The organism is Gorillibacterium sp. CAU 1737, assembly GCF_039888655.1.
Taxonomy (GTDB): domain Bacteria; phylum Bacillota; class Bacilli; order Paenibacillales; family NBRC-103111; genus Gorillibacterium.
The window spans coordinates 14,130-29,933 of the sequence record NZ_JBDQQO010000005.1; the positions used below are offsets into that span (position 1 = coordinate 14,130).

The 15,804-nt window shown below is 52.8% G+C and carries 9 protein-coding genes; 8 read left to right on the top strand and 1 reads right to left on the bottom strand.

Features of this window, described 5'->3' with window-relative positions; all coding sequences use genetic code 11:
* Positions 1–2: 2 nt before the first annotated feature.
* Positions 3–2,684, bottom strand: a complete 2,682-nt coding sequence (locus AAFN83_RS11800) for a M16 family metallopeptidase (RefSeq protein ID WP_347769527.1) — start codon at positions 2,682–2,684, stop codon at positions 3–5.
* A 487-nt stretch (positions 2,685–3,171) separates the two neighbouring features.
* Here AAFN83_RS11800 and lanKC point away from each other — a divergent pair, with 487 nt between their 5' ends.
* The 8 genes from lanKC (at position 3,172) to AAFN83_RS11840 (ending at position 15,789) form a co-directional block, all read left to right on the top strand.
* Positions 3,172–5,859, top strand: coding sequence for a class III lanthionine synthetase LanKC (gene lanKC / locus AAFN83_RS11805; RefSeq protein WP_347769529.1), 2,688 nt, complete (start codon positions 3,172–3,174; stop codon positions 5,857–5,859).
* 39 nt (positions 5,860–5,898) lie between these two features.
* Positions 5,899–7,245 carry a glycosyltransferase gene (locus AAFN83_RS11810; RefSeq protein WP_347769531.1) on the top strand — a complete coding sequence of 449 codons (1,347 nt, stop codon included), beginning with the start codon at positions 5,899–5,901 and terminating at the stop codon, positions 7,243–7,245.
* Between the two features lie 11 nt (positions 7,246–7,256).
* Positions 7,257–8,471, top strand: coding sequence for a glycosyltransferase family 2 protein (locus tag AAFN83_RS11815; protein ID WP_347769533.1), 1,215 nt, complete (start codon positions 7,257–7,259; stop codon positions 8,469–8,471).
* Between the two features lie 72 nt (positions 8,472–8,543).
* Positions 8,544–9,617, top strand: coding sequence for a glycosyltransferase (locus AAFN83_RS11820; RefSeq protein ID WP_347769535.1), 1,074 nt, complete (start codon positions 8,544–8,546; stop codon positions 9,615–9,617).
* Positions 9,618–9,648: 31 nt separating this feature from the next.
* On the top strand, positions 9,649–10,848 hold the full coding sequence (locus tag AAFN83_RS11825; protein WP_347769537.1) for a class I SAM-dependent methyltransferase: 1,200 nt from the start codon (positions 9,649–9,651) through the stop codon (positions 10,846–10,848).
* Complete coding sequence (locus AAFN83_RS11830) at positions 10,848–12,623, top strand: ABC transporter ATP-binding protein (RefSeq protein ID WP_347769539.1); 1,776 nt, start codon at positions 10,848–10,850, stop codon at positions 12,621–12,623. The genes AAFN83_RS11825 and AAFN83_RS11830 overlap by 1 nt, the downstream gene beginning before the upstream one ends.
* Complete coding sequence (locus tag AAFN83_RS11835) at positions 12,620–14,404, top strand: ABC transporter ATP-binding protein (RefSeq protein WP_347769541.1); 1,785 nt, start codon at positions 12,620–12,622, stop codon at positions 14,402–14,404. The genes AAFN83_RS11830 and AAFN83_RS11835 overlap by 4 nt, the downstream gene beginning before the upstream one ends.
* 254 nt (positions 14,405–14,658) lie before the next feature.
* A complete protein-coding gene (locus AAFN83_RS11840) occupies positions 14,659–15,789 on the top strand; it encodes a homocitrate synthase/isopropylmalate synthase family protein (RefSeq protein WP_347769543.1) in 1,131 nt (376 codons plus the stop codon).
* Positions 15,790–15,804 lie beyond the last annotated feature (15 nt).

The window sequence follows — 15,804 nt, forward strand, 5'->3', positions numbered from 1 at the left end:
TCCTATGGTTTACTGATGAGCGTGAACAGGGTCTCACGATTGAAGTAGTTTTGTGCGGTCTGACATAAGCGATCCGGTGTGATGCTCGACAGCAGGATGGGGTACGTGTGTCGGTACTCCATTCCAAGATTATGACGAGCGTATTGAATGAGCTGTTCCGAAATATAAGAGGCGTCACTCCACAGAATCACCTGATGGCCGACCATGAAGGAGAGGACTGCCTCCAATTCTTCCTGTCGGATCAAGGTTCTTTGCAAAGATGCGATCTCCTGATGAAGAAGCTCCATGGATCGATCCGTATTGGCCCCGTTGACTCCCATGATGATGCGGAAGGGAACTTGAACGCCGCTTGCTGGAAATTGAACATGCTGGTAATAAGAGAGACCGTATTGTTCGCGAAACACAGCGCTTAATCGCCCTGCGAAGGCCGATTCTTTCTTACCCAAGAGGGTCGCGAGAACATTGAGGGGAAGGAAGTCCGGATGGGTTCTGCTCACGGTGAGCCAGTTGAATGAAAGTTCGGTCAAAGTAGAGACGACATTTCTATGCTCCCTGGTGAAAGACGATTGGCGGGTGACGTCCACCTCAGGGGGAATGACCCGCTCCGATTCGCCTTGTGAGGGCCAACGGAACAGACTTCTTGCCAATAACTCCTCAACGGCCTCACCGCTTACATCACCTACAATGGCGAGAACACAACCTGCAGGAGCAAAATAGCGAAGATGAAACGCATAGACATCCTCCATTTGTAGTTGGGAGAGGGTGTCCGCATTGCCGTCCTGGCATCGGGCTAGCGGGTGTTCATTCGGGTAGAGCTCGATCAGGAACGGCTCCTTTGGGTAGAGCCACGGGGTCGCATGGGGATATCGTTTGTGGTAGAGAAAGAGTTCCTTCACCTGATCGAAGGTGTCCTTTTTATAGGACGGGGATAGAAGGGCATCCGCCAGGATCTGCAAACACAAGGGGAGCATGTCCACCGTACAGCTTGCGGCGATCGCTACCGTTTCAGGGGTGTGCTCCAGCTCAATCTGAATTCCGAAATGGTCGGGGGAGGGTGTTCCCTCGTAGATCGTTTGCTGCAGCAGGAAAGCCGTCAACCGAGAAAGGCCGTCCTTATCGGCGGGATCGTACAGGGAGCCTGCCTCGAAGGAAAGCCGGATCGTGATGACCTTCACCTCTTTCAAGCGATAGACCAGGGAGGTCATCCCGTTGCTGTATAGCTTCCTTGAGAAGGTGGAGGAGTCTGCCGGTTGAACTTCCTCCCATGCAACAGTCTTGGGTATGGCACCTTGTTTAGGGTTGGTAGACGGAAGCGTTTGGTAGGAGGGGGGAGGCGGCAACAAAGGCGCTTCAACGGAAGGCTTCGTCACCGGATGAGGAGCATGGATTCCTGGAACGGACGGGAGCAAATGGACAATCGTCGCGCTATCGTCCTGAAAGCAGCGCTGGGCCACTCTTCGAATTTCTTCGGGAGTCACGGCGTGAAGGGTGCTGGAGTATTTCATCCAGGAGGCTGTATCCCCGATTCGGATAATCGACTTCACCGTACCCAATGTATCCGTGATGAGGTCGCTCCTTGCCATGGCATGTTGCTTCTCTGCACATCGGATTGCGGCAGTCAGGGCTTCCTGCGGGACGAGTATGGTTTTCAACATTTCTACTCGTTCCGTTAGGTAGGACTCCACCTCTTCGAAGCTTTGGTGCGGCGACAAGGTGCACGTGATCATCAATAGATTGTCCGGGTTCGAGACAATTAAGTTGCTGTTCACCTCAAGGAGTAGTTCCTTCTCAACCAACTCAAACAGGATGCCGGAGCTTACCCCGATTTTGGCTCCGCCATTGATGAGCGAAGGGGCTCCGCATAACAGAATATTGATCACTTCCGCGGCCATCGCATCCGGATGGGCAGGGCCGGGGCTTCTCCACGCCATGGCCAAGTGACGCGAGGAGCGAGGATGGGTCAATTCCAGTCGGCGCGGAGATTGATTCCGATTGCTGTGATGTGGTGGGTGTAAGGATATCCCCGGTTCGATTGGTTTTTCCTCTTGAACCATGATTGGCAGTTCACCTAAGTGCTGCTCCAGGAGCTTTTCTGCGGAAGTTGGTTCGAAGTTGCCGACGAGCGAGACAATGGCATTGTTCGGTTGATAATAGCGATGGTAGTGGGCTTCGAGGGCTTCTTTGGTGACCTTCTTAATGTCCTCCTCTGAACCGATAACCAGATGGCCAGAGGAACTGTTCTCGAATGCGGTTGCGAGGATTGCTTCTTGGAGGATTCGCGAAGGGCTGGAGGAGGCCCCGGCTCGCTCCGTCAAAATGATTTCTTTTTCCATTTGAATAAGAGAGGGATCAAACTGCATATTTCGCATGCGATCGGCTTCGATTTGGATAGGAATTTCGATATCGTTTCGATGAACCAAGGAAAAGTAAAGGGTGAAATCCGTGGAGGTTAGGGCATCGAACCGTCCTCCCCGGTTCGTAATCAGCTGCTGCATCATGCCCTTTGGATAGGGGGGAGTCCCTTTAAACATCATGTGCTCGAGAAAGTGAGAAAGCCCGCTCCATCCGGTAGGGTCGCTAGCGCTTCCTACTTTATAGGCGATAGCAAAGCAAGCGCTCGGGATCTGCACCCGGGGGGAGAGAAATGCTTGTAATCCATTGGCAAAGCGGGTTGCTTCGACCATCGGTATGTCCCCTCTCGAAAAAATGGATATAATAGGCCATTTTAAAATATATTAGAAATTCTATTTCGTCAATATAGCTTTTCATCCAAAAAAAGGTATAATAGGGAGCGAAGAGGGGGAAAGGAGTCGACTATGACACGTATTCTTGCCCTGCAAATGCTTAGCGGTCAGGACAACCTGGAATCGGAATTTGCTTTCAGTGCCAGTTCTTGTGCATGGAACAGCTGTAACTGATTGAGGACAGGGGTACCCCATACGTTTACATAGGCAGCCAGATCCAGGAGTGGGGTGCTTTCGCTTTTGCTTAGGTATCGCTTGGCATAAGCTTCAGGACAGCAGGAGATGGGGATGAAACGCGGTTAGCAGAGATTCTTGGATCACAACCAGCTGCAATAGATTCCATTCTGTTTCATAAAAAAACGTCCCCTCTTCGACCACTATTTCACATGTTCTTGGCTATTCATTATCCATGTAACGGAGGGCTCATATGGAAGCAGGTCAAAAATTTTATCACCTCAACCACTTGGCTCAGCACCCCGAGTTTTATGAATCCTTCGACAGCTACCAGCCCAGCGATGAGTTTCTCGACATCATCCGCTCGGTGACTTCAGACACCACCTACCATTTACATAGAAGGGGCATTTGGCGTCAGGTAACGCCAACCGATGCTGTACTGATCAACCAGGGCTGGAAAATTCACCTTTCGGCGCGGTCTGATAATGGTGAAGAAATCCTGCGAATCGCCGCAAGGATCTGTTTGGAGCGCTCATTGGCTTTCAAATTTGCCTTGGACAAGAAAATGCTTGTGCGGATGACATCCAAGGGGTGGGGAAGGGAATCGGGGGGGAAGTTCATCACGATCTACCCGGCCCATGACGAGCAGTTTAAAGAAGTCATCACTCTCTTGGGAAAAGAGCTAGCGTCCTTCGAAGGACCGTATATCCTATCGGATAAGCGGTTTCCCGGCTCACAGGTCGTCCACTATCGATATGGCGGCATCAAAGGCGAATTTCAATTGACGGAGCGAGGAACGAAAGAATATACCCTGCGAACACCGGATAACCGATTGATGATGGACGAGCGGGTCCCTTTCTGGAATCCTCCGTATTGGGTTGAAGATCCTTTTCCCGATGACGATTCGGACGTTGATTTATCTCTGACTTTGAATGAGGGAAGGTACGAGGTTCATTCCTCGCTGCTCCATTCGCTTGCAGGAGGCGTTTATTTAGCTACAGACCTCGATTCGGGAACAGCCGTCGTCATCAAGGAAGCCCGGAAGCATATTGGCGTTGACGAGCATGGCGATGATGCGGTGGCTCGCCTGGAAAAGGAATACGCGCTGCTGGAGCAGCTTGCGGACACGGGGATCACCCCGAAACCGGTAGAGTTGTTTCATGAATGGGAGCATACATTTCTAGTCGAAGAATACCTGCTCGGTCCGACGCTCGGTAAATTCACCAGCAAGTACAACCCCTTTATTACGGGGACGGCGACGGATGAGGAATGCGACGCTTTTCTTGAAATCCTTTTACGAATATGGAAGAGCCTCGCACAAGCCGTGAATGAGATTCATGAGAGGGGCATCGCCTTAGGCGATCTGTCCATGAATAACATCATTGTCTCCAATATAGAGACAGGATCGGTGAAAATCCTTGATTTAGAGGCGGCGTGGGAGATCGGCAAAGGCCAAGCCGATGCCACCTTTGGCACGCCTGGCTTTCGACCGAAGCGTCCTGGGATGGATAAACAGGACGACATCTATGCGCTGGGAGCGAATTTCTTGGGCATGATTTTTCCGACGGGCGTGAATTTGTACCAGTTGGAGCCGGAGTTGCTGGAGAAGCTTGTAGACCTGAAGGCGTCGGAGCTGGGGCTGCCGAACCATCTGCGCCAACTGATCATTCGTTCCTTGAATGAGCAAGCGGAGAGGAGACCCTCCTTGCTGGAGATGATCGATCAGGTCAGCACGAAACCGGAAGCCGATCACCATTCCCCGTTCCGCCAAGCGTTGGACCGGCAAGAGCTGCTCAAGAAAAGGGATGACTGTCTCCGCTATATCCTCAGTACGGCTGATCCCAGTCGTGCGGATCGCCTGTTTCCCTCCGATCCGATGGTGTTTCACACCAATCCGCTCAGTCTTTCCTACGGGGCAGCAGGCGTGGGCTATGCCATCACCAAGTTGACCGGAAATCTGGACAAGCCTGTGCGAGAATGGATGGCTGATCGAAGTGTGGATGACGAACTCTATACACCGGGTCTGTATGTAGGGGCTTCTGGCATCGCATGGTCCTTCTGGGAGATGGGGCTTCAGGAACAATCGCTGGAGATCATGAAGCGATTCCATTCCCATCCCCTGCTTAAGAAAACGCCGGACCTGTTCTATGGAGCATCGGGATATGGGTTGGCCTGTCTACATTTCCATATGCAGACGGGGGACCAGGAATGGCTGGATAAAGCGGTTGAAATAGGAGACTGGCTGCTCGCTACGAAAGAAGTCAAAGAAGATAAATTTTTCTGGAGAGACCCCGAAGGAAGCGTTAATCTCGGATATGCTTTGGGGGCATCCGGGATCGCCTTGTACTTGTTGTATTTGGGCCAGGTGACAACCGATCCGAAGTTTCTGGCTGCGGCCCAAGCTGCCGTGGAACATGAGATCAGTTATTTGGTGACATTGCCCAGAAGCATGGGGTTACCGAGAGGTCCCGTGGGCACATCAGGAATGCAGATCATTTCTCCGTACTGGTTTGAAGGCAACGCAGGTCTTGGAACCTCTCTTCTGAGATTCTGGAGAGCGACCGGGGATTCGCGTTATTTCGAGCTAATGACTTCGCTGAGCAAAGAAAATTTTATGAGTAGCACAGCCTTTTGCGGCCTGTTCCGGGGAGTAACGGGAATCGGAAACTATTTGCTGGATGCGTACCAATTCACCGGGGATGAGGACTATCTCCAGAAAGCGATGGAAATCGGAACCTCCATGAATTTGTACGGGATTGAGCGACCGGGCGGACTAGCCTTCCCCGGTGACCAAGCCTACCGAATCTCTACCGATTTCGGTACAGGATCGGCTGGCGTGGCTTTGTTCTATCATCGGCTGGCTCATGCGGACCAAGGCGCGGGAAACTACAATTTCACGCTGGATCAGCTTATTTCCGCTCCCCAGTTGATACAGAGCTGATGAGCTACTAGATAATAAACGTTTGGATGGGGGAGCGGAATGCGTGTAACGGTAGTTATCCCAACCTACAATGGATCGGATTTGCTAAAGCAAACGCTGCTTTGTTTGGCCCATCAAGACCCGGATTCGCCTGACTTTGAGGTCATCATCTGTGATGACGGGTCCCAAGACAACACCAAACAAACCGTCTGCTCGTTTGAAGATCGTCTGGATCTCCGGTATTGTTATCAGCCGGACTTGGGGTTCCGAGCGGGGGCGGCCCGAAATATGGGGATCTCCCTAGCCAAATACGAAGTATGCGTATTGCTGGACACGGGTGTTTTGGTGGGGGCGGATTTCATCCGAAGTGTTTCGCAGTTCCATACCCGCTATCGCGGAAGCGTATGTTTGGGGATCGTCCATGGCATCAGTCAAGCGGATAAACACCCGCAACTGGTAAGGCTGCTCCGTCCGATGGCGGAGTCGGATCACCCGGAGAGATGCCTGACGAACCGAATGCTTTCGGTTTATCCCGATGCTAGACAGAAGATGCTCTACGACAAATACGCCAACGACCTGAATCGCATTCATGCCCCTTGGCTGTATTACTGGACTTGCATGACCTCTCTCGAAACCTCTTTGTTCGAGGAAGTGGGGCTCTTTGACGAGTCCTTTGTCGGATGGGGGCATGAGGATTTGGAGCTGGGGTATCGACTGTGGAAGGCCGGCATTCCATTTCGATCGGATTCCAAGGTAAGGGCGCTCCATCTGCCGCATGAGCAATATACGGATAAAAATCGCGAAAGCTACGAGAACATCTTGAGGATGTATACCCTTCATCAGGAGTTTCCTGTGGAGGTGTGGTATACCTTATGGACGGTCAGCATGCCTTACAATTCGTCCGACACGATTGATCATTTTGTGAAGGTCGCCCCGTCCGTTCCCCGGGATTACCCCAATCTCGAGTACGTTACCGATCAGCTGCCACAGGGGAAAAGGCTTCTCATCGGCGGCTTTTCTCCGGAGCTCGCAGCGCGGGTAAAGGCTGACGAGGTCTTCACCATCGAAACGGAACGCCCTTCGCGGCTTGCGGAACAGCTTCCCTCGGGTAAGGTTTTCAATCGAATTGGCCTGGCTGCTCTCATGCAAGAGAAAACCTACTCGACCGTGATCATCACGGACATCTGGAAGGCGTATCCCTCGGAGCTGCTACGCTTGCTTTTGAATGAAGCGCTGAGAATTGCCGAAGATGTGTATCTCATCGATCAACCGGATGTCGTGTTGGAGTCGGGAATCCTTCGCGGCTCCTCCCGGTTGCCGGATGAATTTTCGATGGGGCCCGTCGATCAAACGGCGGAATATGCCCTTTATCAAGTCTCTAAAGTGCCGTTACTAAATCAGGTTTGAGAGATGAGACCATGAAAGTGAGCCTAATTGTTTCTTCCTATGGCGAGCGTGATTTGCTGGGCAAAACACTGCAATCCCTCGATGCCCAAACGGCCGATCCCGAGGCATACGAGGTTGTGGTCGTTGAAGGGACAGATGGATCAGACAGCAGCGCGGCTATGAAAAACCGCGGAATTCGAAAGGCTCGATATGCGATTTGTTGCTTTTTGAACGAAGGCGTTCTCTTAGCACCGGATGCGGTCGAGTCTTTGCTTCAAGTTCATGGCATGCCCAATCGAGTCTGCATCGGACGAATCCACGGCTTGTTCCAGCCTGACCATCATCCGGCACTTCCTCTCCTCCGAAGGATTTATGAATCCGCTGATCCCTTGAAATGCTTCAAGCATCCCTTGCTTCCGACGTTTGGTGACGGGAGGCAGAAGGACCTCGAAGCGTTCTCCACCTCGTCTACCCCTTGGCTCTTGCTGAATGCCGCCTTGTTTTCCGTTGAATCCAGCGTCCTGCATGAGGTCGGCCTGTTCGACGAAGACTTCCGCGATCAGGGATTCGAGGACCGGGAATTGGGCATTCGGCTTTGGCAAAAGGGCTGTCTATTTCGATTTGAGCCCCGATTTCGGGGCCTCATCATCCGAAATCGGCAGCGATTGGCACCGGGCGATGCGGATCGGGTGCGGCTGGTGGAGAAACATCGAGCTCTCGAGGTAGAGCTGTCTAGTATCCAAACCGAGCACAATCCCTTTTCCTTGATCAAGCATTTCAAACAAGCGATCTCCTTGATAAGCATGGACTATCCGGGGATTGGAGAGGCGATTCCTCCAATGCTTACGGAAAAGCGTCTGGCCGTAGGGTGTCATTCCGATCGTTTGGCGCATGAAGTAGGGGCCACGGATAGCTTTACTATGAATAGCACGACTTTTCAGAGCTCAAGCGATGGTGTTGGTGCGTGCCGTGTAGTGGAGACGTTGGGCTTGTTGTCTGGAGCGAACGACCAACACTATGACACCGTGGTTGTTACAGACAGCTGGCGCATCGTTCCTCATGCGCTGCTGCAGCCCTTTTTCAAAGAAATGCAGCGGATCGGGAAGACCGTTTACCTGCTGAGCAGCAGTCAGCTTGAAGTCCGAAATCAGCTGATGCAGTCTTTTCAAGAAATCGAACAAATCCATTCCTTTCAAATAAAGACTCATGCGGTTCAGGAATCCTACACCATCTACGAGCTGTGCTAAAGCAAAAGCGTTTCCTTTTGCGAGTGAGGTATCCAAGCAATTTACCCTTACGGTGTTGGAGAGCGATCCAAGATGAATATCCTCTTTTATGTCGATTTTCCTTTGGGCGGGCGCGGCGGAGTGGAGCGGGTTCTATCCACTTATTATCAAGCATTGTCAGCGGACCACCATATCCAGATCGTACTGGCCCATCAATCGATGGATTCGGAATGGGAAGAAGGCCTTCCGGTTCTTCACCTGATGAAAACTCCGATCAAAGCAGCAAGAGGTGTCGATATCTCCGGCTATCTGAATCGATTCACAAAAGTCTTATTCGAGCAGCAGCTTCCGATCGATTGCATGGTAACGTTAGGGACGCGATCAACCAAAATTGCAAAGCTCGCCGCCCAGAGGCTGGGACTTAACACGAAGGTCATCAGTTGGCTGCAGCTCAATACCGATCATGTCTTGAATAACAAAGATGATTTACGCTATGCGGACGGCCATCTTGCCATCACGCAGGCACTCAAAGAAGAGATCGAGCAGGCGACGGAATCCAGTAGCATACACGTGGTTTATAATCCGCTGAACATCCACCAGCTCCCCCTAATTCCCAGACCGGAATTTCCTGAATTCGCGTATGTTGGCAGACTCACGAAAGAAAAGAGGGTCGAGGACATTCTGGTCGCCCTTTCTCGAATCAATCCGGCCAATTGGAAGCTTCATATCTTTGGAGAGGGAGATGAGCTCCCGAACCTTGCCGCGAGTGCGCATACGTTGGGGATCGAATCGAAAGTGGTTTTCCACGGATGGACCCCCAACCCATGGAACAATCTTGAGAAATGCACGGCATTGATTCATGCCTCGGAATCCGAATCCTTCGGATTGGCTTTGGTCGAGGCGCTCTCCTGCGGGATTCCTGTGCTCGCCAGTGACTGCCCCTATGGACCCCGAGAAATTATCGACGGGACCAACGGTTGGCTATATCCCGTGGGCGATGTGGATGCTCTTAGCTCGCTGGTAAGCGAGATTTTACTAGAGAAAAGAAGGCTGCCTGCTCCTGAAGCATGCATAGCCTCGGTTAGGAAATTTTCAGCAGATTCGGTCATTCCCCGTTTCCTGACCGCACTAACTAGCATGGTATCGGATTTGCCGATGCTTCGATAAAATCCTCAGGCAGCAGCCAAGGAGAGACGATATGGCAGATGGAAATACGCTTGCGATTAAGCTAAACAAGAGTATGGTTTCCCGAATGGAAAAAGGAGGCCATCTCCGGCATCCAAACGTGAGAGATGCCTTCCTTCATGTCTATCGTCATTGGTTTCTCCCGAATGAGCCCCTTATCCGAATCTACTCGGACAAGGTGATCTACACCAAAGTCGACCAAAATCAAGATGTCCTTAGTTCTTCCACCTCCCCGCTCGTCATGGCGACCATGCTGGAGATGCTCCAAGTCCAGCCGGACCAGTCCATATTGGAAATAGGGACGGGGACGGGCTACAATGCGGCATTGCTCGGGTATTTGACGGGAGAGCAGGGAGCGATTGTTACCATAGACATCGAGGAGGATGTCGCAGCGCGTGCTGCCCGATGTCTGAGCCAACACCATTACGATTGGGTGAGGGTTGTGGCCGGTGACGGCTTTCTCGGGCTGAGAGATCACGCACCCTACGATAAGATTATCGTCACGGTCGGAACCTGGGGGATTTCCCCCGAGTGGATTTATCAATTGAAGATGGGCGGGGACTTGGTGATGCCCCTATCGATAGGGGGGATGCAGGTCCTGACCCGTTTTGTGAAGACAGAGACGGGCTTGAGCGGAAGAATAACGGGCTATACGGATTTCTTGCGATTCCGAACGGTTCTTCGGGACAGCCGAAAGACACTCCCCTTTGACGATCATTTCACTCTGGTAACGGAAGCAGAGGATGCGAAGGGGTTGCTCTTTATTAAGAGTTGCTTGGAAAAGAGTCCAGAGCGCCATCGCACGGGGATTGTCCTGGAGTCAAAGGATGAAGCGGATGGAATGCTTCTGTGGCTGCAAGCACGGATGCAGAACCTGTTTCAAGTTTCGGGCCCTACCCAAGCCATGACCGAGAGGTTTGGGAGCCCTTTGCATAGCTCGGGATTTCAAGGGATGGCGGTCGGAGCGTTTGATCGGAATGGGGTATGCCTATTAGGCGTTCAGGAGCAGCAATGTTTGCAGCTTGTGATTCTTTGCTTTGCAGACGGTCGATCCACATGGGATAATATGGAACGAATGATACAAGAGTGGCAGCAAGCCGGGCGGCCCGGAATTACGGCTGTCAGACTTCATGTGGATGAGGACCCCATGGCGGCAAACGAATGCTTACGGAAGCCTGTTGTGGACGGTCCACCTGCCGCAAGGAGGGCATAATGGACGAAAGCACTCATTTTTCGAGAAAAGTGATGTACCACAAGCTGTTCTCTCTGATTAAGGCCCATTGGACGTCGTATCTGCTCATGGGGGTTCTGGTTTTTTTGTCGGCCTTGGTCCCGGTTGGGCAAGCGGAGAGCATGAGGAGACTTTTTGCCGCCGTTAGGGAGAAGTCCATCTCGGGGTTGTGGAATGCAGCGCTCTTTTTTACCGGTGTCTTTCTCGTGGGACTCCTCGTGGGCGTTGCGAAGGACATCTACAAGCAGTCCCTGAACAATCGAACCACGCTTGATCTGCAAAGAAATGTCTTGAAACGACTCCTCCGGATGAGGCTGACCCTGTTCCACAAATGGCACAGCGGAGATAAGATTCAACGGTTGAACGACTCCGCTCTTGCCGCGCAAGATGGGATAAACAGCACGATTCCCCTCCTGATTGAAAAGGTTTTGTCTCTGATTTTTTTGCTATTCTACTTAACGGCTTTATCTTGGGAGCTGCTTATCGGCAGTATTGTCATCGCACTCCTGGTTCCTCTAGCCGGGAACTTACTGTCTATCCCGATTCAGAGGTGGCAGACGAAGCTTAACGAATCGCAAGCCCTTCAATATGCCGATCTGCAGGAGCAATTTCAAGCAGCTGAGGTGGTCCGGGTTTTCGGACTGCGCCGATCCTTGTTGGCCAACTGGGTGGAGAAGGTCCGAGTAGCTCAACGGGCTGGCGTTCGGCTTCATCTGTACTATACGGCTTCGGGACTTACGATTTTTATAGGCTATTGGCTGGGACAGATTTATATCTTTGGCATCGGCAGTTATATGCTGAGCAAGGGTACCATTGAGGCGGGCATTATCGCCGCCTTTGTCATTTCGTATGAGCAGTTGATTTATCCGCTGTCCCACATCGTCAATACCCGGGTGGCGATTCAAAATGTGATCACGAATTTGCGCCGCGTGTTTGAACTGGCCGATCCAACAGTTCCCCTTCGCGAGTTCGATGAAAACGGCATGCTGCCAAACGAGGGAGACCTTGTTCTCGACAATGTGACATTCGGGTACGAAGCCGAATCCGCGCAGTTGAGGAACTTCTCCTTGGTCATCGAGCACGGGAAAACGACTGCCTTGGTTGGGTCCAGCGGAGCGGGGAAGAGCACCATTCTTAAGCTGGTTGCAGGGTTGCTTGTCCCGGATGAGGGAGAGGTAACCGTCGGCGGTGTCCCACTTGATGAGAAAACGTTGGGGACTTGGCGACAACGAACCGCTTATGTTCCGCAAAATCCGGATAAAAGCCTTTTTGATGAAAGCATACGGGAAAACATTCGCATCGGAAGATTGGATGCTTCTGAGGAAGACATCGTTCGTGCGGCTGAATTAGCCAATGCGGATGAGTTTATCCGAAATCTGCCGGAGCAGTATGACACGTATCTGGGAGAGCATGGGAAGCAACTATCCGGCGGCGAAAAGCAGAGGATTGCCATCGCGCGAGCTTATATTCGGAATCCGGACATTCTGGTCATGGACGAACCGACATCGGCGCTTGACTCCATCAATGAGATGAAAATCCAGCAAACGATCGAGCAGCTGATGGCCAATCGGACGGTCCTGATCGCGGCCCATCGGTTGTCGACCATCCGCCATGCGGATCGCATCTGCGTGGTAGAGGACGGCAGGATCATCGAGTCAGGAACCCATTGGGAGCTGCTTGCCCGAAAGGGACGTTACGCCAAACTAGTCCAAGACGGCAACGGGACGGATCGAATGGAGGCGGATGACGCGTCATGAGCTCACAAGGGACGAGTGTGCCGTTTACCCGAGTCTGGCATCATCTGTGGAACAAAATGAAACCCAAACGGGGGCTCTTCCTTGCGGGTCTGTTCTTCAGCTTGTCGCAGGCTTCGATCATGATGCTGGAGCCTTTGTTTGTGAACCTCTTCTTCAACTACCTGGAGCTTCAACAGTTCGAGAAAATCAAGCTGCTTGTCGGGATCAGCCTGGCGGCGTTTCTGCTGCTGGCCGCGATAGGCTTGATTGGCGAGTATTGGAAGAAGACATCGATGGCGAGCTTGAACACCGATCTGATGGAGGAAGTCGCGGACCATGCGCATCGTGCTCGATACGAGCATGTGAGCGAAATGCACTCTTCCGATCTTGTCCAGCGAGTCACGCAAGACTCTCCGCGCGTGGCCGGGCTGCTAACCGTCACCTTGGACCAGCTGTTGGATCAGTTTGTTATGCTCCTGCTCGCATCGGTTTATCTGTTATGGTTGAACTGGAAATTAGCTGTGCTTATTCTTGTTTTGTCGCCGGTCATGCTGCTGATCAGTCATTCGGTGCGCAGGAACCTGTCGGCCATCGGGACGAATATCGCAAACCAGGAGTCGGCCGTTCGGCAATGCCAGCATGAGGCGCTGCAAAACATCGAAGTTGTGCGGTCCTACGGGTTGTCGGATTGGATCAACGAACGGTTTATCCAGGAACGAAAAAAACTGAATCAGTTATATATGAAAAAAGCGTGGTACTATCAAGTCATTTCGTTAATTACGACATCCTTTTCCAATCTGTTAATCCTGGTTTGCGTTCTAACGGTGGGCTGGATGGCCATCCACGAGTCCATGGCACTTGGTTCGCTGCTTGTCTTTTTCACGCTGGTGTGGAGGGTTACGAGTCCCATGCAATCCATCGGTAGCATGTGGGGGCAGGTTTTGGAGATTCTCGGCGTTTCCCCTCGTATCTTCGACGTGTTGGCAATGGAAAAGGAGCCCGCAAGCCCGGTCAGTGAAGAACCCCTTCTCGTCGATGGCGGGATGGAACTGCGGCACATCGGACTTCATTACAACCGAGAGAAGGATCGGAGCGAATCTCCGGTCGGTAACCACTCGGTTATGGGTGTGGAGGATGTCCATATCCAAGTGGCCCCGGGCTCTCTTGTAGCGATTGTCGGACCGAGCGGCTCAGGAAAATCCACCACGGCCAAGATTGCAGCCGGTTTGTTGATGCCTTCCGAAGGAGAGTTGCTTCTTGGAGGACTCGACTCAAGGGTGAATGCAGAGGTGTGGAGGTCTCAAATCGCCTACATCCCGCAGACCTCCTACTTGTTCTCGGGAACGATTCGAGATAATTTGCAGAAGGTTCGTCCAGAGGCAAGCGAGAGCGAGTTGCTGGAGGCCGTTCGAATGGCCCAGGCCGAAGCGTTCATCCGGGCTTTGCCGAATGGACTTGATACGAAGCTGCAAGAGCTAGGGCAGTCCTTGTCGGGAGGAGAGATACAGAGAATGGCCATCGCCCGCGCTATTCTGGCCGATCGGCCGATCTTGATTCTGGATGAGGCAACCTCTGCATTGGACTATGATACGGAGCGTGCTCTGATGAGGGACCTGTGGACGTATGTTAAAACCCATGACAAGATGGTCATCGTCATAGCGCATCGGCTGATGACGATCAAAGAAGCGGATTACATCTATGTGTTTCAAGGAGGACGAGTGGTTGCCGAAGGCCGCCACCAGGATCTGCTGGCTGAGGATAAAATGTATCTACAGCTGTGGGAGCAATATACCAGCGCCTAAATGGATCGATTCATGGGACACAGGCTCCTGGACCGAACCGGTCGGCTATTCGTCTGGATTCAAAAGGCCTCGGCCCTCTTCGTATGGGGGACCGCTCTCTGGTTGCTTTGGGGGCTTTTGAAGTGAGCTTCAACCCATATCAATAATAGAATGATTGAATCGAAAAGCAGTCATGGATAAGAACGGTTTTTCGAATATAATGGAATTATGAAGAAGGGAATTTCCAATCTGAGGAACGGAAACGGGGATGCGCGATGAAACGGATCGGGTATTGCGATACGACGTTAAGAGACGGAGAGCAGGCAGCCGGGGTCGCCTTTACGGCGGAGGAAAAAAGGGAAATTGCGAAGCTTTTGGCGCAAGCGGGGGTGGAGCAGATCGAGGTCGGCACGCCGGCGATGGGAGCGGATGAAGAAGCCGCCATTCGCAGCATCGTCGAGCTGGAGCTGCCCGTGGTCATTTCGACCTGGAACCGGGCGCTCGCGAAGGACCTGGACGCCACCCTGCGGACCGGCGCCAAGTGGGCGCACGTGACGCTTCCGTCCTCGGAGCTGCATATCCGCGACAAGCTGGGGCTCACGAAGACCGGAGCCCTCTCCTTGATCCGCCGCGCTGCCGAATACGGCATGAAGAAGGGACTGACGGTTTCCGTCGGCCTGGAGGATGCTTCAAGAGCGGATACCTCGTTCCTGGCTCAGGTGATCAATACGATGTATGAGGATGGCGTACGTCGGTTCCGCTATGCGGACACCGTCTCCGCCCTCAACCCGGTCACAACCGGGGAGCGCATTCGGAGCTTGGTCGATGCTATTCCGACGGATGCGGAACTCGAATTCCACGGGCACAATGATTTCGGTCTCGCAACGGCCAACACGCTCGCTGCCTTGTCCGCAGGTGCGGCTATCGCCAGTACAACCATCCTCGGGCTTGGCGAACGCGCAGGGAATGCGGCGATGGAGGAAGTGTCCATGGCTTGGCGGCATCTGTACCAAGGCTGCGATTGGCTGCAAGCCGAGTCCTTCCAGCCGCTCGCCGATTGCATCAGCCGGGCATCGGGCCGGAGGACGCCAGAGGCCAAGCCGATCGTTGGCAGCATGGTCTATGCGCATGAATCGGGCATCCACGTCGACGGCCTGATCAAGAATCGCTCGGTCTACCAATGCTTCGAGCCGGAGGAGTTGCACCGCGAGCACAGCTTCCTGCTCGGCAAGCACTCGGGGCTCCATTCACTGGAGCACGTGCTGAGCCTGGAGGGCGTGAACATGAACCGCGTGGGCGGCATGAACCTCCTAAACTGCGTCCGCAAGGAAGCCGAGAAACTGAAGCGGCCGATCGCCCCGCAAGAAGCGGTGGAGCTGGCCCGGAAGCTCGAAGTGGAAAACTAGTACGCAGGCAACGCT

What these genes read in the sequence shown, in the direction of transcription:
- AAFN83_RS11800 (WP_347769527.1), bottom strand. Translation starts at nt 2,684, where the DNA reads ATGGTCGAAGCAACCCGCTTTGCCAATGGATTACAAGCATTTCTCTCC.
- lanKC (WP_347769529.1), top strand. Translation starts at nt 3,172, where the DNA reads ATGGAAGCAGGTCAAAAATTTTATCACCTCAACCACTTGGCTCAGCAC.
- AAFN83_RS11810 (WP_347769531.1), top strand. Translation starts at nt 5,899, where the DNA reads ATGCGTGTAACGGTAGTTATCCCAACCTACAATGGATCGGATTTGCTA.
- AAFN83_RS11815 (WP_347769533.1), top strand. Translation starts at nt 7,257, where the DNA reads ATGAAAGTGAGCCTAATTGTTTCTTCCTATGGCGAGCGTGATTTGCTG.
- AAFN83_RS11820 (WP_347769535.1), top strand. Translation starts at nt 8,544, where the DNA reads ATGAATATCCTCTTTTATGTCGATTTTCCTTTGGGCGGGCGCGGCGGA.
- AAFN83_RS11825 (WP_347769537.1), top strand. Translation starts at nt 9,649, where the DNA reads ATGGCAGATGGAAATACGCTTGCGATTAAGCTAAACAAGAGTATGGTT.
- AAFN83_RS11830 (WP_347769539.1), top strand. Translation starts at nt 10,848, where the DNA reads ATGGACGAAAGCACTCATTTTTCGAGAAAAGTGATGTACCACAAGCTG.
- AAFN83_RS11835 (WP_347769541.1), top strand. Translation starts at nt 12,620, where the DNA reads ATGAGCTCACAAGGGACGAGTGTGCCGTTTACCCGAGTCTGGCATCAT.
- AAFN83_RS11840 (WP_347769543.1), top strand. Translation starts at nt 14,659, where the DNA reads ATGAAACGGATCGGGTATTGCGATACGACGTTAAGAGACGGAGAGCAG.